Origin of the sequence: Bifidobacterium panos (assembly GCF_012932445.1) — a bacterium.
GTDB lineage: Bacteria > Actinomycetota > Actinomycetes > Actinomycetales > Bifidobacteriaceae > Bifidobacterium > Bifidobacterium panos.
The window spans coordinates 146,014-166,262 of the sequence record NZ_JAAIIJ010000002.1 but is presented as its reverse complement, the minus strand read 5'-3'; the positions used below and the strand labels follow the sequence as shown (position 1 = coordinate 166,262).

At 59.7% G+C, this 20,249-nt stretch carries 18 protein-coding genes; 10 read left to right on the top strand and 8 right to left on the bottom strand.

What is annotated here, in order from left to right; genetic code table 11:
* Window positions 1-408: 408 nt before the first annotated feature.
* From G1C94_RS00815 to G1C94_RS00800, 4 genes are all read left to right on the top strand, one after another.
* Complete coding sequence (locus tag G1C94_RS00815) at window positions 409-1,836, top strand: ATP-binding protein (RefSeq protein ID WP_172143781.1); 1,428 nt, start codon at window positions 409-411, stop codon at window positions 1,834-1,836.
* Between the two features lie 140 nt (window positions 1,837-1,976).
* Window positions 1,977-2,546 carry a cadmium transporter gene (locus G1C94_RS00810; RefSeq protein WP_172143779.1) on the top strand — a complete coding sequence of 190 codons (570 nt, stop codon included), beginning with the start codon at window positions 1,977-1,979 and terminating at the stop codon, window positions 2,544-2,546.
* A gap of 76 nt (window positions 2,547-2,622) precedes the next feature.
* Window positions 2,623-3,030 (top strand): FKBP-type peptidyl-prolyl cis-trans isomerase, encoded by a 408-nt coding sequence (locus G1C94_RS00805; protein WP_172143777.1) that lies wholly within the window; start codon window positions 2,623-2,625, stop codon window positions 3,028-3,030.
* Between the two features lie 71 nt (window positions 3,031-3,101).
* Window positions 3,102-3,584 (top strand): GreA/GreB family elongation factor, encoded by a 483-nt coding sequence (locus G1C94_RS00800; RefSeq protein WP_172143775.1) that lies wholly within the window; start codon window positions 3,102-3,104, stop codon window positions 3,582-3,584.
* 116 nt (window positions 3,585-3,700) lie between these two features.
* Here G1C94_RS00800 and trhA read toward each other — a convergent pair whose 3' ends face one another.
* Window positions 3,701-4,591: a PAQR family membrane homeostasis protein TrhA gene (trhA, locus tag G1C94_RS00795; protein ID WP_172143773.1), complete on the bottom strand. Its 891-nt coding sequence runs from the start codon at window positions 4,589-4,591 to the stop codon at window positions 3,701-3,703.
* A 129-nt stretch (window positions 4,592-4,720) separates the two neighbouring features.
* Between trhA and G1C94_RS00790 the strand changes: the two genes are divergently transcribed.
* On the top strand, window positions 4,721-6,208 hold the full coding sequence (locus G1C94_RS00790) for a sensor histidine kinase (protein ID WP_172143771.1): 1,488 nt from the start codon (window positions 4,721-4,723) through the stop codon (window positions 6,206-6,208).
* 106 nt (window positions 6,209-6,314) lie between these two features.
* Here the strand turns inward: G1C94_RS00790 and G1C94_RS00785 are convergent, their stop codons facing one another.
* The 4 genes from G1C94_RS00785 to G1C94_RS00770 form a co-directional block, all read right to left on the bottom strand.
* Entirely contained in the window at window positions 6,315-6,593 is a 279-nt protein-coding gene (locus tag G1C94_RS00785) for a WhiB family transcriptional regulator (protein ID WP_172143769.1), read from the bottom strand.
* A 94-nt stretch (window positions 6,594-6,687) separates the two neighbouring features.
* Window positions 6,688-8,436: an FtsK/SpoIIIE domain-containing protein gene (locus G1C94_RS00780; protein WP_253902245.1), complete on the bottom strand. Its 1,749-nt coding sequence runs from the start codon at window positions 8,434-8,436 to the stop codon at window positions 6,688-6,690.
* A 96-nt stretch (window positions 8,437-8,532) separates the two neighbouring features.
* Window positions 8,533-9,849 carry an LCP family protein gene (locus G1C94_RS00775; RefSeq protein ID WP_172143767.1) on the bottom strand — a complete coding sequence of 439 codons (1,317 nt, stop codon included), beginning with the start codon at window positions 9,847-9,849 and terminating at the stop codon, window positions 8,533-8,535.
* Window positions 9,850-9,977: 128 nt separating this feature from the next.
* Complete coding sequence (locus G1C94_RS00770; protein ID WP_335341191.1) at window positions 9,978-11,354, bottom strand: LCP family protein; 1,377 nt, start codon at window positions 11,352-11,354, stop codon at window positions 9,978-9,980.
* 217 nt (window positions 11,355-11,571) lie between these two features.
* Between G1C94_RS00770 and G1C94_RS00765 the strand changes: the two genes are divergently transcribed.
* From G1C94_RS00765 to G1C94_RS00755, 3 genes are read left to right on the top strand one after another with little or no spacing between them, the layout of a single operon-like run.
* Window positions 11,572-11,871, top strand: coding sequence for a WhiB family transcriptional regulator (locus G1C94_RS00765; RefSeq protein WP_172143765.1), 300 nt, complete (start codon window positions 11,572-11,574; stop codon window positions 11,869-11,871).
* Window positions 11,868-14,918: a glycosyltransferase family 2 protein gene (locus G1C94_RS00760; protein ID WP_172143763.1), complete on the top strand. Its 3,051-nt coding sequence runs from the start codon at window positions 11,868-11,870 to the stop codon at window positions 14,916-14,918. Before G1C94_RS00765 ends, G1C94_RS00760 begins: the two co-directional genes overlap by 4 nt.
* Window positions 14,919-14,935: 17 nt before the next feature.
* Window positions 14,936-16,408, top strand: a complete 1,473-nt coding sequence (locus G1C94_RS00755; RefSeq protein WP_172143761.1) for a DUF5719 family protein — start codon at window positions 14,936-14,938, stop codon at window positions 16,406-16,408.
* Between the two features lie 8 nt (window positions 16,409-16,416).
* Here G1C94_RS00755 and G1C94_RS00750 read toward each other — a convergent pair whose 3' ends face one another.
* A complete protein-coding gene (locus G1C94_RS00750; protein WP_172143759.1) occupies window positions 16,417-16,845 on the bottom strand; it encodes a metallopeptidase family protein in 429 nt (142 codons plus the stop codon).
* Between the two features lie 76 nt (window positions 16,846-16,921).
* Between G1C94_RS00750 and G1C94_RS00745 the strand changes: the two genes are divergently transcribed.
* Window positions 16,922-17,716, top strand: a complete 795-nt coding sequence (locus G1C94_RS00745) for an HAD-IIB family hydrolase (protein ID WP_172143757.1) — start codon at window positions 16,922-16,924, stop codon at window positions 17,714-17,716.
* Window positions 17,717-17,739: 23 nt separating this feature from the next.
* Window positions 17,740-18,468: a ComF family protein gene (locus G1C94_RS00740; protein ID WP_253902244.1), complete on the top strand. Its 729-nt coding sequence runs from the start codon at window positions 17,740-17,742 to the stop codon at window positions 18,466-18,468.
* Here the strand turns inward: G1C94_RS00740 and G1C94_RS00735 are convergent.
* The gene (locus G1C94_RS00735) at window positions 18,437-19,501 is read right to left on the bottom strand and encodes a sensor histidine kinase (RefSeq protein WP_172143755.1); all 1,065 of its coding nucleotides are present in this window, start codon (window positions 19,499-19,501) and stop codon (window positions 18,437-18,439) included. The genes G1C94_RS00740 and G1C94_RS00735 overlap by 32 nt on opposite strands.
* A gap of 20 nt (window positions 19,502-19,521) precedes the next feature.
* Window positions 19,522-20,247 carry a response regulator transcription factor gene (locus tag G1C94_RS00730; protein ID WP_172143753.1) on the bottom strand — a complete coding sequence of 242 codons (726 nt, stop codon included), beginning with the start codon at window positions 20,245-20,247 and terminating at the stop codon, window positions 19,522-19,524.
* Window positions 20,248-20,249: the final 2 nt, after the last annotated feature.

The following is a 20,249-nucleotide window of genomic DNA, read 5'->3' as shown; positions in this document are numbered from 1 at the left end:
GGGTGGCCTCGCTCGAAATGACAATAACCGAAAAGGGTCGGTCGTCCTGACGAGCCCCAACGCCTCCTGACGGAACCCCTCATCGTAACGCCTCACTTGATTCCTCATACGAACGAACGCACCTTCAATCATTGGCCCGAATTTCCCCAGCCCAACAAACGGGGTGCAGTTCAACCGCGCTGTGCGTCAGTGGTTCTCCTCGATCCTGCGAAATCTGAATAAAGTGCGCATTGTATAGTTCTGCGTGCAAATTAACTCTGCGTTTTATATAGCAATCAGGCAAAATTAACTCCGCGCATTGTATAGTTATTGCCGCAAAATTCATTGCGCTTTATATATGGTTTATGTATAGTGGAACCGGCAAACACCAGCTAACTCCTGTTGTTCCAACGAAAAGGGATCGAGAACATGGGTACGAAAACTTTCCTAAAGTCAGATGATTCCAGAGCTGCGAAAACCTCCGGGGCAAAAACCGATCGGCCCTTCAAAAGGAAAATCTACTCAAAGCTTTTGGACTGGAAGGATAGGGCGAGTCACGAAAAAGCCTTAATGATCGAGGGCGCGAGACGAATTGGCAAATCAACCATAGCCGAAGAGTTTGCAAAAAATGAATACAGAAGCTACATTCTGATTGATTTCAACGATGCCAGCGACACCGTCCGCAACGCCTTCAATAGCCACTTGGGCGACTTGGATACCTTCTTCATGATTCTGGGCACGGAATACAACACTCCTCTGCACCCCAACGAATCAGTCATCATCTTTGACGAAGTCCAACAATTTCCCAAAGCCCGTCAATCCATCAAAAAACTCGTGAAGGATGGCAGGTTTGACTACATTGAAACAGGCTCGCTCATATCGATAAAGGAAAACGTCAAAGACATAACCATTCCCTCGGAAGAGCGGGGAATAAAAATGTACCCGATGGATTTCGAAGAGTTCTGCTGGGCATTGGGCGAAAAGACCATGATCGAATACATAAAGCAATGTTTTGAGGATAAAAAGCCTCTTGAAGAAGGGCTTCACCACAAAGCAATGCTGCTGTTCAAGCAATACATGCTGGTTGGAGGCATGCCTAAAGTCGTTTCACAATATGTTGACAACGGCAGGTCGTTTATCGCTGCCGATGAGGAAAAAAGAGACATCCTGACCCTTTACAAAAACGATATTTCCAAAATCGACGCTAAATACCGGGCAAAGGTGTCGTCGATTTTTGAGCAGATTCCGTCTTTTCTCTCCCAGCACGAAAAGCGGGTGCGTTTATCGAACATACAGAAGAACTCGACTTATCCGATGTATCAGGACACTTTCTACTGGCTTGGCGATTCGATGATTGCAAACGAATGCTTCAACTGCAATGACCCGAATGTCGGTCTTTCCTTGAATGAAGAGCGAACAAGCATCAAATGCTACATGGGTGACACGGGGCTGCTTGTCAGCCATGCTTTTAGCGAAAATGAAATCGCAGATGGTGAGCTTTACAGACAGATACTGCGCGACAATTTATCGATAAACGAGGGGATGCTGTTTGAGAACGTGATTGCCCAAAGCCTTGCTTGTAACGGCTATTCGCTGTTTTTTTACACTAAGTACAATGAGGCAAAACATCGTGCCGATATCGAAATCGACTTCATCATTTCCAATGGAAGCAAGACCAAGCCAAAGATCTTCCCGATTGAGGTTAAATCTACGAAGCGGTACACGACGACATCACTGAACAAATTTGCGGAGATCTACCATCAAAGAATTGGAAAATCGTATGTCATTCACACGAAGAATTTTGTCGAAAAGGAGGGGGTTGTTTGTTTGCCGGCATATATGGCATTCCTGCTTTGAGGAGTCTGTTCGCCCGACGCCAGCATGCGCGAAGCCAGCCGACGGGCGCCGCACTGTCCGAGGGTTGCATGAAACAAAGGCCGCGTAGTCTGTCTCACGATTGTTGACATGACGACATACGCAAACGTATAAGGAGCGACATGACCTCCAAATGGACCCAAGTGGATAGGGACAGCGAAGCAAACGTGCCGACCATGCTCGCCCAAGCCATCATCATCGGCACGGTGCTGGGCGTCGGAGCCATCTGCTGTTGCGGTTTCTATCTGACGATGATCGGCCGCGTGGTCGCTCTGCTGCCGTGGATGGGCATGGTGACGCTCATTGCCGTGGCGTTTACCTATGTTGTCGGTTTCGCCCTGCTGTGGTGCGCCGAAGCCTATACCGGGCGCATGCGCGAGCGTTTCAAGCCGTTGGCTTACGGGGTGATCGGGCTGATCGGCTACGCGGTGTGGGGCGTCCTCGTGATGACGACGCTGATGAACTCGCTCGACCAGAGACTCAACGGCACGGTGCTCTCAAACGGCAACGTTATCGCGCTCGCCGTCAATTATGCGATATTCGGCTTTCTCGCCTTTGCGCTGGCGAAGATTTATTCGCCGGCGCTCGCTGCAAGGAAAACCCTCGCGTTCACTCTGCTGGGCATTCAGATTGTGCTGGCCGTGATTGGCATCGTCGTCATGGTTATGGTGTTCTCGGCGCTGTATCGTTAGGTTTTCGCGCGCAATCTGCCGTAACGGCGCGAATGGTGATATTCTGGAGCGCATTGCGTGCAGACAGGAGGTTGACATGGCAGATCAGATGCCCGCAGTGAACGCCGAGTTCGGCGATCGTCCGACCATCGAGTTTCCCGCCGATGAGGCGCCGAAGGGGCTCAAAGCCGTCGAATTGGTGGAAGGCGACGGACCGATGGTGCGTCGTGGCGACACCGTCACCGTGAATTACCATGGCGTGGTGTGGGGCGGCGAAGAGCCGTTCGATTCCAGTTTCGATCGCCATCAGCCCGCCAGCTTCGGCATTGGCGTCGGCCAAGTCATCAAGGGCTGGGATCAGACGGTGCCGGGGCATAACGTCGGTTCCCGTCTCGTTGTTTCCATTCCCCCGGAATACGGTTACGGCAGCAGGGGTGTACCACAGGCCGGTATCGCGGGAGATGACACCTTGGTGTTTGTGATAGATATTATTTCCACACGCTGAAACATCGCTTATCATTCGAACTTCAAGCGTCGGTCGGGAACCGGCGCTTTCCAATTGGAAAAGGAGCCATCATGGCCGAGGAAAAGACCATCCTGCTCACGCAGGAAGCATATAACAAGATGACCGAGGAGCTGAAATGGCGCGAAGGCGAATACCGTGACGAGATTCTCGCCAAGGTGTCCGCGGCGCGCGCGGAAGGCGATTTGAGCGAGAACGGTGGCTATCATGCGGCTCGCGAGGCGCAGCGCGTCAATCAGGGGCGCATCGACGAACTCACCGTCAAGCTGCGCAACGCCAAGATTCTCACCGCTCCGCCCGAGGGCAAAGTGGGCGACGGCTCGCTGGTTACGCTGGACATCAACGGTCGCGAGAAGGTGTACGTGCTGGGTGCGCGCGACCTGGCCGTTGCAACCGACCATGAGATCATCAGCCCCGAATCTCCGATCGGAGCCGCCATCTACGGCGCTTCGGTCGGCGACACCGTGAGCTATCAGGCACCCAATGGCCGTGAGATTTCGGTGGTTATCAAGCAATCCAAGCCGCTGAGCGCCTGAAGGCTGGAGCGGCCTTTGCGAACGGCCTGAAGCAACGCACCTTTTTGGGGAACGTTGCTTCAGGCCGTTTTTCGTATGTCTGCTTTTCGTATGTCTGTCTTTTGTAAGCCGGCCGATCAGCCCACTGGCGAAGCCGTCCACAGATTGACGATCACAATGTAGATCGCTACCATGTGGCAGGCATATCCGGCGACGGTGCCGCAATGGAAGATCTCATGGAAGCCGAATACCCTGGGCCAGGGGTCGGGCTTGCGCAGGGCGTAGACGATGGCCCCCGCGATATAGCAAGCGCCGCCGGAACACAGCAACACCACCACGGGGGCACCAGCGACGGGGGAGTTCCAGAACAGCACCATATAAGCCAGACCGTAGATGCCGAAGATGATATAGACCGCTGTATAGAGCCAGCGTGGTGCGTTGATCCAGATGACATGAATGATGATCGCAACGGCTGTGCATACCCACATCGAAATGATGATGACATCGCGCCAGAAAGCATCGAGCGCGAACGACACCGGCGTGTAGGTGCCGGCGATGAGCAGAAAGATGTTCACATGGTCGATGCGGCGCAGCACGTCGGTGGTGCCAGGGCTCCAATCGCCCAAGTGGTAGGCCGCCGAATTGGTGAACAGCACCAGCGAGCTGACCATGAACACAGCGCACGCCCATTTGAGCCCCGCGCCGCGGGCCAGACAGATCAGCACGATGCCGGCGGCCAGCGACAGGGGGGAAGCGACGAGGTGAATCCATCCGCGCATGGCCGGCTTGGGGCGCCCGTGCACGTCGAGGCGGATTTTGCGCTCCATCTGCTCTAAGGTCACGCCCTCGATCTTCGCTGCTTTGATTGTGGCCTTGGCGACAATGCGCTCGGCTTTCGCCTCGGCTTTGAGGCGTACGTCTTCGGCTTTGAGCTGAGCACGGCTGCGCACCGTGTCCGCTTTGGTTTTCAAAGCCTGTTCGCGTGCCAGTGCCGCTTGCTTGCGGATACCATCGCTGTTGTCGGTCATGGCGTTCCTTTCATAGTGGTTACGCAACCGTAACCTACGATACCGTAGGTTACTGGAAAGTCAAATGAAACACGGCTGTGACGCTGCCGAATATCCATATGGACAATCGGAAGCCTTATGATGGTGGGCATGGCCGATTTTTCCGAAATACTCGCGACCCGCCCCGACCTTGACGACAGGGACAGGGAATGGCTGCACCACCTCGTCGCCGACTGGCAGGTGGTGGCCGATTTAAGTTTCGCCGATTTGCTGCTCATCATGCAGGACGGCAACGGGCGTTACGTCGTGGCCGAGCAATGCCGCCCCTCCACGGTGATGACCCTGCGCATCGAAGACATGGTGGGCAAGGTCATGCCCGACGACATGGCCGGCGAACTGGACGTGGCCATGCACTCCGACACGGTGTTCCGCTCCACTGTGTTGCGCGACGTCGGCAAGGCCACGGTGTGCAATGTGTACGCGCCGGTGCGGCACAACGGCAAGACGCTGGGGCTGGTCATACGCGAGACCGATATGGCCACCCGCGAATCGAACGGCCGCTACGAGACGGAAAGCATCAACGCGGGCAAGCGGCTGTATGAGATGATTCCGCGCGGGCAATTCCCCTATTCCGACGCGGTGATGAGCCAGCGTCATATCGCGCGTGTGTCGGACGGTTTCATCATCCTGACCATGGACGGCGTGGTGCGCTACGCTTCGCCGAACGCCATCAGTTGCTTCCGTCGGCTCGGCCTGCTCACCACCATGCAAGGGCACTACCTCAGTGAGCTCGGCGTCGATTTGCTGCACACCGACGATCAGGTCGATGAACAGTTGCCGCTCGTCTTGAGCGGCAAGGCGGCGGTCGATTCGGAAATCAGCACCAATCGTTCCACGGTTTCGGTTCGTTCATTGCCGTTGTGCGACGTGAACGGACGCATCGGCAGTATCGTGCTGTGCCGTGACGTCACCGAGCTGCGCCGCCGGGATCGTGAGCTGCAAACCAAGGACGCCGCGATTTCGGAGATTCATCATCGTGTGAAGAACAACCTGCAGGCGGTGTCGGCGTTGTTGCGTCTTCAGGCGCGCAAGACCGAGTCGGACGAAGTCAAGAAGGAGCTCAAGGAGGCGCAGCGTCGCGTGCAGACCATCGCGATGGTGCACGAGGGCTTAAGTCAGACGGCCGATGAAATCGTCGATTTTGACAAGGTGATCGCTGACCTGCTCAAGATGGCCGTGGACTTGGCCACGATGCGCGATCAACACATCGACATCAACTTTCTCGGCAAGTTCGGCATGATGCCCGCCCAGGACGCCACGCCGCTGTCATTGGTGCTCACCGAGCTGATCACGAACTCCATCGAGCACGGGTTCGAGGGGCGAGGGGATGGCCATATCACCATTTCGGCCGGTCGTTCCGGTTCCAGCCTCAACGTGGTTGTGGAAGACGACGGTGCCGGCCTCGATGCCGAAGAGAATGGGGGGATGGCGCGTTCCTCCGGCTCCGGCTTGGGCACGCAGATCATCAATACCTTCGTGACCAACGATTTCGGCGGGCGCGTCAGATGGGAGCCTCGACGCGAAGGCGGCACGCGCGTCGTGCTCGATATGACGCTGCGTGCCGCCCAGCCCGAATAGTGAATAGTGTCGACGGATATGTCGACATGCCGACATGCTGATATGTCGTTATGTCGATATGCCGATACGCCGTTTGCGTGGACTTAAGAATTAAGGAATAACGCCGTCAGATTTGCATCTGCATGGCTTGGGATCGACGCAGGCGCATGGCCTTGCGCTTGAGCTGGCGACGCTCGTCCTCGCTCAGGCCGCCCCACACACCGTAATCCTGATTCGTGTCGAGCGCGCACTTGAGACATGCGTCAATCACTTTGCAGGTGCGACACACGGCCTTGGCCTCCTCGATCTGCTGATAGGCGGCGCCGGTGTTGCCGACGGGAAAGAACAGTTCGGGATCCTTGTCGCGGCATGCGGCCCTGGCTCGCCAATCAAAAGCACTGCTCATCTCTTTATCCTCTCGGCTAAAATGTGTCTGCTTAACAGATAAGCACGTTCCCCGACGTTTTTCAAGACTTTTTGGCAAAGAAATGGAGGAGACTTCACGAAGCGTGCCCATATGCGCACTGAATCGGCATCGCGCGGGCATGGTCGATAAGCACTGCACGTCCCGGCATCGTCATGTCGTTCGCATCGAACGAAGCCCAGATGTCGCCCGGGATGCCATTCATTTGATCGGTGGCCTGCTCCGAGGTCGGGAACACCACGCGCACCGCGCAGTGCTCGGGAATGCGCACATGGCGGCTGCTTTCCACGGCGAATACCACGCTGATGCTGTGGTCGGCCAGAGCTTGGCGCAGTTGCTCGCACAGCGGGTCCGTGCCGAAGGGGTCGAATAGGGGATCCGCGTCGTCGATCAGCCATATTCGCGGCTGCGCGCAGTTGGTTGGCTGATCGTCTCCATATATATCCATCATGTCGCGCGTGTGGAATCCATCCGTCTCGCGGCTCGTCCAACGCACGGGGACGGGATTCGGTTGCTCCATCAGCCGTTTTGCCAATTCGCTTAACAGCGTGGTTTTGCCGCGTCCGTGCTGACCGATGATGCCGATATTGCCTTGGGCGACGGGCAGTTGCGCCACCCCAAGCGTCACGCCGTTGTCGGCCAGCGCAAAGGGAATGCCGTTGGCGGATGGGGTCGGCGGCAGTCGCTTCACCAGCCGTGGCAGCGGCGGCGAAAACAGAGCGGGGGCGGGCACCGAGCCAAAGTAACGTGCCGCGAACACCGTCGCGTCGACGAGACGGGAAATATGCCGTGTCGTGGCGCAACGCCAAGCTTGGGTGTCCTCGCCGTCGTTGCAGTACACCACGCCGGGCAGAGACGGCGGAATATTGGCCGCCTTGCCCGAGCCGATGATCTCCATCGACTGCATCGCGTCGCGCACTCGCAGGCACAGTCCCAACGTCATATTCGCCTTCATCTCGCCCGACACCTGCCCGACCGGATGCTGGGTGCAGGCAATGACATGCATGCCCAAGGATCGCCCCAACGAGGCAATGCGCACAATGCGGTTCACCAGATCGGGCAACTGGTCACGCAAGGCGTGGAACTCGTCGATGACCACCACCAGCCGCGGCGGGGCGTCCGGCATTGTGTCGATATCCTGCGCTTGGCTGGTTGCGACGAGTTGCTCGCGGCGGCGCAGTTCGCTTTCGAGGGCGTGCAACGCGCGCACGGCGTGCTTCAGGTCGAGGTCACACACATTGCCCACGCAGTGAGGCAGACGCTCCAGCGGACGAAAGGCCGATCCCCCTTTGAAATCAAGAAAGACGAATTGCAGACGTTCCGGTGGGTTGTGGCAGGCAAGGGCCAGGCACCAGCTTTGCAGCAGCACCGATTTGCCCGAGCCGGTGGTGCCCGCCACCAGCGCGTGCGGCCCCTGCTTGGCCAGATCAAGGTGGACCATGCCGTGCGCCCCCATGCCGATGGGCACGCTCAGGCAAGGCGATTGAAGCCAATTGCGCGTCACCGTGCGCCAGGGGAGCGGGTCGTCGTCCATCTTCATCAGATGCTCCAGATTGGTGCAATCGAAGCGGTCGAAGCGCGTTGCGTCGTCGATGGGTGTATGCGATTGCAACTGTGCCGTCACTGGTGCGTCGGTTTTCGTTTCACGCGCACTCCGGGGCAAGGTCAACGCCAGCGAGGCGAGACAGCCGATGAGCGAAGGAACCATCATGGCGGCGAACATCCATTGGCGCAAGATGAGCAGCATGGCCAGCATCACGCATTGGCCGGCCACGGGGGCCGCCATCGAGAGAATCGTCAATCGTTCAAGGCGTCGTTGCTTCATGCCTTCCAGTGTGTGACAGGCTCATGCGCGCAGGCAAGCCGAACGGGGCAATGTGGTCGAAGCCCTCGGCAATCTTCACGATTCCATCAATAATTGCTATTGACTGTTTTCGGCGAGCGTGCCAACGGTGCCGGCGGCATGCGTCCCCGCCGTCAGTTCGCTGAACAGTTGCTTGTTGCGGTTGTCGTCCAGCAGAACCGTCGAGCCGATGCCGGCCCCCTGATAATCGGGGTCCGTCCAATAGACGCTGCCGGTGATGCCATCCTTGCCGGTGGCGTTTTTGAAGGACAGAGCCATTCCAATCAGTGTGGCCGGCGAGGTGTCGTCATCCACCGTGACGGCGCTCAGTGAAGCCTCGGCCACTTTCTTCACCTTCGCGAGGTTGCCCATCACCTCTTTGGAGGAGGCTTTGGAGACGATTGCGCTGATGACCTGCCGTTGACGCGCCGCACGTCCGAAATCCCCCTGCGCATCGGAATATCGCATGCGGGAGAACGCCAGCGCCGTCGCGCCATCCGCAACATGGCAACCGGCCTGCCAGTTCAGTCCCGAATACTCGTCGTCCACCGTCTCGTCGTAGCACAGATCGACTCCGTCGAGGGCATCGACCACCTGCTGCAATCCGCCGAACTTGATTTTGGCGATGTGGTTGATTTTCTGCCCGGTGATCCGCTCCACGACACCCACCAACTGCTGGTTGCTTCGTAACTCGGCCACGGCATTGAGCTTCATGTATTCGTCGTCTTCTTGGACCAGCGAATCGCGGGGGATGGAGATCAGGGAGCTGGAGCCGTTCTTCGGCTTGGTCAGCACCAGAATCGTGTCGGTGCGGAAGCCCGGCGTGTCCTCGGCGGCACCGCCGGTCGTGCCGTCGCGTTCGTCCGAGCCGAGAATCAGCCAGGACGTGGCCGAGGTCTTGGCTTTATCGGTCAGCCAGCCGCTTTCCTTGTTCAGTCGCTCGTCCACCCAGTTCCAAGTGCAGAATACTGCGGCGATCGCCGCGATGAGAAGGGCGGCGATGGCTATGAGCAATCCGCGCACTATGCGCTTCCTCTTGTCGGCCATCGTCTGCCGCGGTGCGGTGGGGGAAGCCAGGGGAGCGGTCCCCCTGGCCATGACTGGTCTTGAGGGCATCGCCTTGTTGGCGGATTTGTTGACGGAACTGTTGGTGGAACTGCGTGCCTGCCGAGAACTCGGCGGCGTGAAACTTTGCGGCGTCGCGCCGGCGCTGCGGGTCGATGGTGTGATGCTGGCAGGCTGCGATGATGCGCCCGCGCCATTCGTGCGGCGACGGGGGGACGGCGTGAAGCTCGGCGGAACCGCGGAATCGGAGGCCTGCCGGCTTCGTTTTCCGGCGGGAACGAAACTGGGAGGAGTATCCCGCGGATCCATACCCTCGTTTTCCTGCGCCATGCCGCCTCCTGTGCGTTACAAAACCTATGCCACTGTTGCATACAACAGCGCATGGGAGGGCATCAACGCCTGTTTTTTCTCATTTCCAGCACATGAGGGGGTGTTATCGGCGTTGCAGGGATCAGCCGTCAGTTCACCGGGCAGGCCACATTGTTGAGATATTGCTCGGATATCCCCATGGTCTGATGCGTGGTGGGGTCGGAGATGATGCCGGTTTCCTCGTCGATGATGCCGCCGGAGGCCTCGTCGATATATTGGCCCGTGCCGTCTTTCAACACACCGTCTGCGACCTTGGTGCCATCCGAGATGTCGGTTGTGGACTGATCGGTGCTCTCGTCGGAAGACGATTGGCTGTCCTGCTGGCCATCCTGCGTGGAAACGGAGCTCTCGCTCTGATCCACGATCGGCTCTCCCGACCTCATCTTGGCCCACAGATCATCCGCGTCGGACGTCCACACCACGCGGTTCGGGTCGCTGGGCGACTGCGTGACCGGCACGGTGCGGGCATACAAATGCGACACGTCGAGATCCTTCAGACTCATCGCAAGACCGGCGAGCGTGGAGGTGTTCGCCAGCCCCTTGGAGATATTGAACGATTTCAATGCGGCTTTCGCCAACTGGTAGAGCTGCCCGGATTGGGTGAGCAGATCCTTGTTGAGCGCCTGTCTGAACAGCTGTTTGATGAGATATTGCTGACGTGTGGTGCGCTGGACGTCCGAACCGTCTCCGGCACCATAGCGCATGCGGGCATATTGCGTGGCCGTCATGCCGTCGAGCTGGTGACGTCCCTTGGTCAGGTCGATGCCTGAATACGCATCCTGCACATCGGCCGGGATACACAGTTCGACGCCGCCGATTGCATCGATCATGGATTGCAGCCCTCCGAAGTCCACGACGATGAAGTTTTGGATATCGAGCCCCGTCAGCGAATTCACAGCATTCACCGTGCAGCTGGCCGCGGAGGAGAGGTCTCCGCCGAGCTGGTAGGCATTGGCGAAGATCGAATTGAACATCACGTTGTATTGGGCGCTCATCGTGCCGCGACTGGTGTTGCAACTGGGGACGCTGACCAGCGAGTCGCGCGGAATGGACATCATGGAGACGTATTTACGATCCGCGGCGATCTGCACCACGATGGTGGTGTCGGCGTTGTGGTTTGCCTCCAATTCGGCGCCGTCTCCGCCGACAGCCGCATTGCTCGCACCTTCGCGCGTATCTTGGCCGATCACCACGAATTCAATCGGTTTGCCGGCGTTCGGGTCAATGATCTGTGTCTGATCGCTCTGACCCTTCTGCGCGATAACGCCGATGGCGCCGTTGGCAATGGCACCATTGATGTCAAGCAGAGTCGCGCCTGCCGCGGTGCCGGCGAAAGCCAGAATTGCCACCAAGGTGAGCGCTATCGCATTGCGCACCCGATGTTGGACGCGGAACGCCGTGCTATGGCGCGGCGCAGCATCGTTCCAGCCATTGATGTTAGGGATGTCGGGCTTGGCTCGTTTCACGCTGACAAACCTTCCTGTGGGGGTCAAACGTTTTGATTGTACGGCATACAGTTGAAAAGAAAGCCGGGTGCGGCTATCGGCTACGGAATTTTCATGAGGTACTAACACATATGCGTAGAAATAAGGGGTAACGACACGGGGGAGCTTGACAAAAGCGAAATCACATGTGTGTAATTATTGATTGGATATTGTGCCGGTCAGACAAGGAGAAGCGCATATGTGGGGCGTCGTCGATGATTCCGTCGAAGAGCCGTCCGACGGGCTATGGGGACTGTTCTCGCCGGACGGAGATGTCTCGTGGCAGCAGAAGGCGCTGTGCTCCCAGACTGATCCGGAAGCCTTTTTCCCTGAGAAGGGCGGCTCCACTCGCGACGCGAAACGCGTATGCGCGCAATGCGAGGTGCGTGAGCAGTGTCTCAATTGGGCCGTCGATCATGATGAACGATTCGGCATCTGGGGTGGCATGAGCGAAAGGGAGCGTCGCCGCTACAAGAAGATGCGCAAGGAGCAGGCTTGAACCGCGATTTGGCCGAACAGAGCGGCGTGCGTCAGATATTGGCTGACGCGTTGTTCGCTCGTCCGTATTCTCACTGCCAGTTCGTGGAGCAATCCGTGGCGGCGGTGGTCACTGTGGAAAGTGACATGCGGTTTTTGCCAGCCACGTTGTCCTCGCTGTTGAGACAGAACGTGTTACCTGGCACCATCGTGATTGCGGATTGCAGCGGGAGGTCAGCGTTCCAAACCTCATTTGAGGTAATACCCACCTCCGCGGCTCCCATGGAGCGTGTTCCCGAAGCGCAGAGAGTCGATGTGCGGGTGTTGCCCGTCAACAGGGCGCGCTCATTCGGCGAAGCCGTTGGCAAGGCGATCGATGCTGCACATCTGGACCTGTCGATAAGCGGCCTGTGGCTGCTGCATGACGACTCCCGTCCAGCCGACGAGTCATGCCTTGAGGAGCTGCTGGAGGCGCGGCGCAATACGCCGGGAGCCTCGTTGCTTGGTGCCAAGCAGCTTGATTGGGAAGGCGAGAGGCTGCACGACGTTGGCGCGTATGCGTATCGGCATCGCGTCGCCACGCTGGTCGTCGACGGCGAACCCGATCAGGAGCAATACGATTCGCGCGCCGATGTGTTTTCGGTCTCTCCTGCGGGCGCGTTGGTGTCGATCGCGACATTGCGCAATGTCGGTGGCATCAACGGTTGGTTTACCTCCTATACCGAATCGGTCGATCTGTGCCGACGCATCTGCCGCGGCGGCGGGCGAGTGGTGGTGGTTGCGCGAGCCCGCATCGCGCATCGTCGCGCCAGATTCGAGGGGGTGCGCACCCGTTTGGGCGAGGCTGTGGACGAAGGCAACCCCGTCAACAATGCGCTGGGCGTATTCGACGCTTGGCAACGCTATCGATATACGGATGTTGCGCGCCTGCGCTGGCCGCTGATGTGGCTGTTGTCGCTTGTCGCCGCCATCGGTTTGGCGCTGTCGCGTTTGGTGAAAAAACAGCCGTATGAGGCATGGTGCGAGCTGTGCATGCCTTGGCGAGCGCTGGCTTCGATTTCCGGCGCGGTGTCGGCGCGCTCGACGGTGGCGAAACAATCGAAACAGTCGAAGATTTCGTCGGCCCAGCTGAGTCTGATAACGGCCAATCGCGGCCAGATCGCCCAGTGGCGTGATCGCGTGCGCGCGTTGCGCAGCCAACGGAACACCGTGTTGCTCAGCCCGCTGGTGCGTTCCCATCTGCGTATGCGTGCCATTCGGCGTTGGGCTTTTGCGGTGCTGATGGGCATCGCGGCCTTCGCTGCGGTGGCTGTGCTGTATTGGCCGCAGCTTCGCGGCTTGTGGGCGGGCGGCTCGCTGTATTCCGCCCAGTGGCTTGCCAGCGGTGCCACCCTCAAACAGTTGGCGCAGGCTGCCAGCACGCAATGGGTTTGGGGCATCGGCACAGGGGTTTCCGCCGCGCCCGCTCCCTGGCTGTGGGTGTTGCTGCTGGCCTCGCTGCTCACGGGCGGCCATGTGTCGGCGGCTTCGGGATTGATGTTCTTCGCCGCCGCTCCGATGAGCGCCCTCGCGTTCTGGGCGCTGGCTGGAATCTTCACCCGTTCCGATGTGGTGCGCGTGTTCACAGGCCTGCTGTGGTTCGCCCTCGGCCTTGCGCTGGGGCTGTATGCCACGGCGAATCTGCCGATGCTGACGGTGATGGTGTTTCTGCCCGCGGCCTTCGCGTTCACTTTCCGTGCGGTGGGGCTGTATCACACGGAGGATCCGATTCGCCCTCGCGCTGGTGTGCAGGCTTCCGCCGCCGCTTCGCTGTGCTTCGTTCCCGTCGTCGCCGCGGAGCCTCAGCTGCTGTTGCCGCTGGTACTGATTTTTCTGATTTTCCTGTTGTTCGTGCCCCGTCACCGCGCCATGCTGTTGCTCATGCCGGTTCCGGCCGCTTTGGCGTGCGCCCCCACGCTGGTCAATGCGTTGCGTTTCGCCCCGCAGGGGCAGTGGAGGCAGCTGTTCGGTGATATGACCACGCCGCTGGCTGAGGTCAACGGTTCGCCGTCCTCGCTCAATCTTGACGATGTGCTTAACCGGGCTTTCGGTTTCGGCACGTCGTCCGACATATGGGTGTTGGGCTGCAAGATTGTGCTGGCCGCAGTGCTGCTGTTGGCTGTGATGGCCTTGGTGGCGCCGTTCGCATTGCGCGTCTCACGCATGATGTGGGTGGTGTTGCTCTCCGGCGTGGCATTGAGCATCGTGTCGTCTCGCGTGGCCATCGCGCCTGATGCCGATGGCTCTCTTGCCGGATCGGTGTTGCCTGGTTTGGCGCTGGCCCTGCTGGGCGGCATGTCATGCGTCTGCCTTGTGGCTGGAAGAGCCGTGCGCCGCGTCGCCGCGATGCGTTCGGCCGGGACGAAAACCGTGGTTCAGGGGTTGGCTGTGGCTGGGCGCATTGCGCTGGCGATTATTCTGGCTGCAGGTGTGGTCTTTTGTTCGGGCTACGGCATCCAGCGCAAGGGAACCGTTGCCGTGAGCAATGGGGGATTGCCGATGGTGGCGATGGATGCCCTGAGCAGCCATCCCGATCAGCGCGTACTTGCGTTGCAAGCGGATTCGCATACGAACGTCTCATATGCCGTCATGCGCACCTCGGTGGGTGATCTCATCGATAGTTCCCCCGCCTGGCGGGCGTCTGTGGCGTCCGGGCAGTATGACGATACGGAGCAGCAGATCGGGCAGCTCGCCGCCCGTCTGCTCTCGAACACAGACAATGAAGCGATCACTTCGCTTGTTCAGCTCGGGTTCGTCGGAGTCTTCGTCGTCCAAGGCGGTTCCGCCGATCAGCTGTCGACGAACGTCGCTGCTTGCGACGGCACCCAATCCGTCGTCACCAATGCGACGGGCACCTATTATCGTCTCAACGCATCGCAAAGCAATGACGTGGCCGTGAACACCGAACGTCAGCGCGCGGCGCAATCCAGTGTGTGGCGCGTGACTTGGCTGGTCGCGCTCGCCGCGGTGTGCCTGTTGTATGTATTGGTCGCCTTTCCTCGCGGCCGGAGGGAGGAGTTGCGATCTTGAAGAAGACCTCCGTCCGTGTGATACGTGTTATTATCGCCATCATCACCAGTCTCGCCCTTATCGCGGCTTTCGTGCTGCTCGGCATTGTCTCGATGCCGCAATGGCTGGTGGATTCCGCTTCAGGTAGCGATGCCACCGCATATCACATCGTTCAACAACGCCTGCAGTCCTATTGCCCTGCACGCATGACGTTGCCCGATTCCACCGATTGGGGCGACAGCGATTATCGCGCTTCTGCGGGGGATCTCTCCACATCCGCCCGCTTTGCCGCGTTCGGCTCCGCATATACCGCATCTGTCACACCGTTTGACGGCAACGGCACAGCCAGCCAGCTGAAGTCATCGACTTCGGTGAGCAACCGCAATGCCCTGACTTATACGGATCAGGACGGCACAGCCCGTCTGCTCAGCGCCACTTTGCTGAAGGCCGGTGCCGGATCCGGGCAGGCCGGCACCGTGGCTTCGCGTGCTTCCAACGGCGATTTGCGCGGCATCTCCGCAGCCACCTGCGCGGTGCCGTCAGTCAGTCACTCCTTCCTGTTGCCTGCCTCGTCCACCGGAACCAGCCATCAGCTGATGCTCGCCAACCCCTCGTCCAAGACGGCCAGCGTTTCGGTGCAAATCTATGGCACGAAATCCTCCGGCACAATCGGGCTGTCCACATCCGGCACCGTCACGGTGCCCGCCAACGGCGAAGCCACGATGAATCTCTCCGCCGCGGCCGGCGGGCAGGACGGGCTGTATGTTAGCGTGAACAGTTCGTCGGCATCAGTCGGCGCGGTGGTGCGCACCGTCGTGATAGACGGTTTGACACCCAAAGGCTCGGATTTCGCCATGCCCGCAGGCAAGGCGGCAACGTCGAATCTCATCCCGTCGCTGGCCGAAGGCGATCATGCCTTTGTCTACCTGTACGGCGAGCACGATGCAAAGGTGTCGCTTTCCTGGGTCACCGAGGACGGCCTGGTCACGATCGACACACATCAGGTGGAAGGTCAGCGCGTCACCGTGCTTGACATTGGGTCTGTCCCCGCCAAAGCGCACGGGGTGTTGGCTTCCAGCGACGCGAATCTTGTCGCCGGCGTCAAAGCTGTGCGTTCGGGCAATGACGGGCAGGAGGACTTCGCATTGCTGTCCGCCGTGACCCCTGAAGAATCCTCGGCTGCCGTCCTTCCGGAAGGAGTCACCTCCACGTTGACACTGGCCAATACCTCCAGCGCGCAAACCGATGCCCAAATCACGTTTATCGCGGACAACGGCGAGACCAAGTCCGAGCAAACGGTCACACTGAAAGCCAACAGCGCCGCCACCGTCACGGGCGAAGGCCTGGCCGCCCTCGTCAGCGACGCCGACAGGAAAGTGGCGTGGGCGGTGCGTCTGACTGGGGCCGATCTTGGTGACGGTGTGGCTGGGTTGTCCTCGCTCGCGCCAACCGCGCTTGCCGCAAGCGAGGAAACGGTGCATTCAACCCCGGACGCCTCGCTGGTTCACTGAACGGCGTTTCACCACCGATAATCCGGATCGATTTCCTCAGGTCGGCGTCCATACAGTTGCGCGATGCGCGCCACCAGTTCGTCGCGGATGGCCCATTGCAGTTCCTCGCGCCCCCGGGCACGGGACTGCAACGGCATACGATACAGCACGATGCGGGTGGGCACGCCATGCCCGGCGGCAAACAGCCGGGAGCACACATTCGGTTCGTTTTCCCAAGGTGTCGGATCGGAGGGCGGCACGTCCTCCACGGCGAACTGCAGCGGCTGTATCAGCTTCGGCCATGCCTCGTTCAGTCTTCTGATATGGGCGGCGAGCAGGTCGTCGAATATGCCAGTGGATGTGCGATACCGCGGCAGGCGCATACCGAACATCGGGGTTCTTACCCCCCGCCCGTGACGGTTGCGATACACATGTGCGTTCCATGGGACTTCAGGCATATCTCCACTGTAAGCCATACCGGTGCCCATAGGTTAGGATATGTACATACCGTCAGTGTCCGGACAGGGGGTGCCAATGATCCTTGCATGGAACCAATGGGATTGGGATGCGCTCGTCTCCCGCACACGCCTGATTGGCTTCGATTTGGACAATACGCTTGCCAGCTCCAAACGCCCGATGATTCCCGATATGGCGCAACGCTTCAGCGCACTGACCCGTCACATCGATGTGGCGGTCATCACCGGCGGCCGCTGGGAGCTGGTAACCAGCCAAGTCGTCGACATGCTGGAACCCCAAGCAAATCGTGACCATCTGCATCTCATGCCCACCAGCGGCACCCGCTACTATCGTTGGTCGCAAGGGCAGTGGCGCTGCGTGTTCAGCCACGAGCTGAACGCCGACCAACGCCGCCGCGCGATGAGCAGCCTTGAACGTCACGCCCGCGAACAGGGCCTGTGGCGTGAACGGATCTGGGGCGAGCGCATCGAGGATCGCGGGTCGCAAATCACTTTTTCCGTATTGGGACAGGCCGCGCCCCTGCAAGCCAAACAGTCCTTCGACCCGGACGGCGCGCTCAGACGCGGGCTCGTCGAGGCCGTTGCGGCTGATGTGCCCGATTTGCAGGTGCGCGCGGGCGGATACACCAGCGTGGACGTGTCCCAGCGGGGCATCGACAAAGGCTTCGCCGTTCACGAACTGTCGCGTTTGGTCGGCATCGACGTGCCTGACATGGCGTTCGTGGGCGATCGCATGACTCCCGAGGGCAACGATTATCCGGCGGTTCAGGCCGGAGCGATGGGGGTCGTCGTCGGCAATCCGGGCGATACGCTGCTCTTCCTTGATGAAATGCTCAAGCGCATCGGCGCTTAAGACTTACGGCAAGCGGGCTGGCTATGGTGTCGAATCGTTCAAGCGTGTGGCGCGCGATGCTGGGACTGGTGTTGCCACGTGGTTGCGCGAGCTGCGACGCACCGGACGAAGTGCTGTGCGACGATTGTGCCGGCCTGTTGCGCGAATACGTCACCCGCCCTTTGCCTGGATCCCTGCTCGGCGTGACGTTTGCGTGCGGCACATACCAAGGGGGCTTGCGACGTGCGGTGCTCAACTGGAAGGACCACGGCGATCAGGAATGCAACCGTCCGTTTCTTGCCGCCTGCGATGCCCTGATCGATGCGGCGCAACTGCCACCCGTTCTGCGCAAGCTCGATGCGCAGGTGCTGGTCGTTCCCGCGCCCTCTTCGCCGTCCTCGATGAGGGAACGGGGGCGACGGCATCTGTGGCCAATCGCCAAAGGGCTGGCGCACAGCTTGGCGACGCGCGGCATCGACGTCCGTGCGGCGAATGCCCTGACCATCGTTCGGGCGCGTGGCAAATCGGTTCAAACAAGCGGTGCCGGCGAACGCGCCGCCCGGCTCACTGAGCACAACATGCTCGGCGACCGCCGAAAGCTGGCAGGCAAATACGTATTATTGCTGGACGACATCGTGACCACAGGCACGACGATGCGCCGATGCACCCAGACGGTTCGCCAAGCCGGGGCAGTGGTGGTGGCGGGGCTGGCGCTCGCCGCCACACCACAGAAGAGTCGTGTTACTGCTCAATGTGATATTTCGGCAACGTAATCTCGAAATCCACACCGCGCGAATCATCGACGACCTTCACCGTGCCTCCATGCAGTTGCGCTGCCCATCGTGCGATGGACAATCCCAATCCGGTGCCGCCCGATTCGGTTCCGGGGCCGGTTTTGCCCTTGACGAAGCGGCGGAAGATGTCGGAACGTTCCTCGGGGGAGATCTGGGATCCGAAATTCACCACATTGGTGACCACCGTGCCATGATCCTCATCTTCATGCGTCTCGACCAGCACGCTGCTGCCGTCCGGCGAATGCTTGAGGGCATTGCCGATAATGTTGGTGAACAGCTGGCGCAGGCGGTCCTGATCGCCTTCCATCATGATGGCGCTCGGCACATGGATCTGGATGTCATGTGCGTGGCCGCCGTCCGCAAGCTCCAGAGGCTCGACGGTGTCATCAAGGAACTCGGCGAAATTGAAACGTTCGACGTCCAAGCTGGCGGCGCCGGCCTCCATACGGCTCAAATCGAGCAGGAACGCAATCAGGTCGCTCAATCGCTGGGTCTGGTTCAAAATGCCTTCGAGATTGGCGGGAGTGGGTTCGGTGACGCCGTCCGCCATATTCTCCACCTGCGCTTGCAAGGCGGAAACGGGGGTGCGCAGCTCATGGCTGACGTTCGCCACCATATCGCGGCGCATCTGGTCGGCGTGTTGCAGCTCGGCGGCCATCTCGTTAAAGGAGCGAGCCAGCTGCCCCACCTCGTCGTGACTGGCATCGTCAAGCGGCACGCGGACGGTGTAATCACCTTCGGTCATGGCTTCGGCGGCATCGCGCAACTGGCGCAGACGCGCTGTCAGGCCGCGGGAAAAGGTATAGGTGATGCCCAGCGCCACCACCAGCGTGATCGGCATGGCAATCCAGCCACTCCAGCCGAACTTGAGCAGGAACCAGCACATGGCGAATGCGATGGCCGTGGCGATGGCGATGAGCGCGCTGAGCTCCATCTTGAGTGAGTGAAACACGATGATAGGGCGCACATCTGTCCGACGCGCGCCCTGAGAACGGTATTGCCTGTTGCCCATATTTATTGAGTCTGATTGGTTTATTCACCGGTGGGAGGCTCGAAAGCGTAGCCGACGCCATGCACCGTGCGAATCATGTCGGAACCCAACTTGTGGCGCAACGCCTTGACGTGGCTGTCGACGGTTCTGGTGCCGGAGGCATCCACCCAATCCCACACTTCCTCAAGCAGCTTTTCGCGCGTGAGCACCGATTTGGGTTTGCGTGCCAGCGTGGCCAGCAAATCGAACTCGGTGGGTGTCAGATGCACGAACTCTCCGTCAAGCGTCACGGTGCGTTGCGCCGGATCGATAATCAGCGACCCGAAGTCGAGGACCTTTTCGTTCTCCGCGTTCTTGGCGATCACCTTGGCGCGGTCGACGCGGCGCAGCAGTGCCTTGCAACGGGCAATCAGCTCACGCATGGAGAACGGCTTGGTCATATAGTCGTCGGCGCCGGCTCCCAAGCCGATCACCTTATCCGCCTCATCGTCGCGCGCGGTGAGGATGAGCACCGGCACAGGGCGCGCGGTCACAATGCGCTTGGTGGCTTCCAACCCATCCATCACCGGCAGCATGATATCCATGATGACCAGATCGGGTCTGAGTTGCGCCGCCGCCTCAACGGCGCTGGCCCCATCCGACGCGACACGAGCCGTCCACCCCTCGGCGGTGATGCGCTGGGCAATGGCCGTCGCCAGCGTCGGTTCGTCCTCGACGACAAGCACCGTGCGGGATGCCGGCTGTTGCCGTGCAGTTGAATTAATCATCT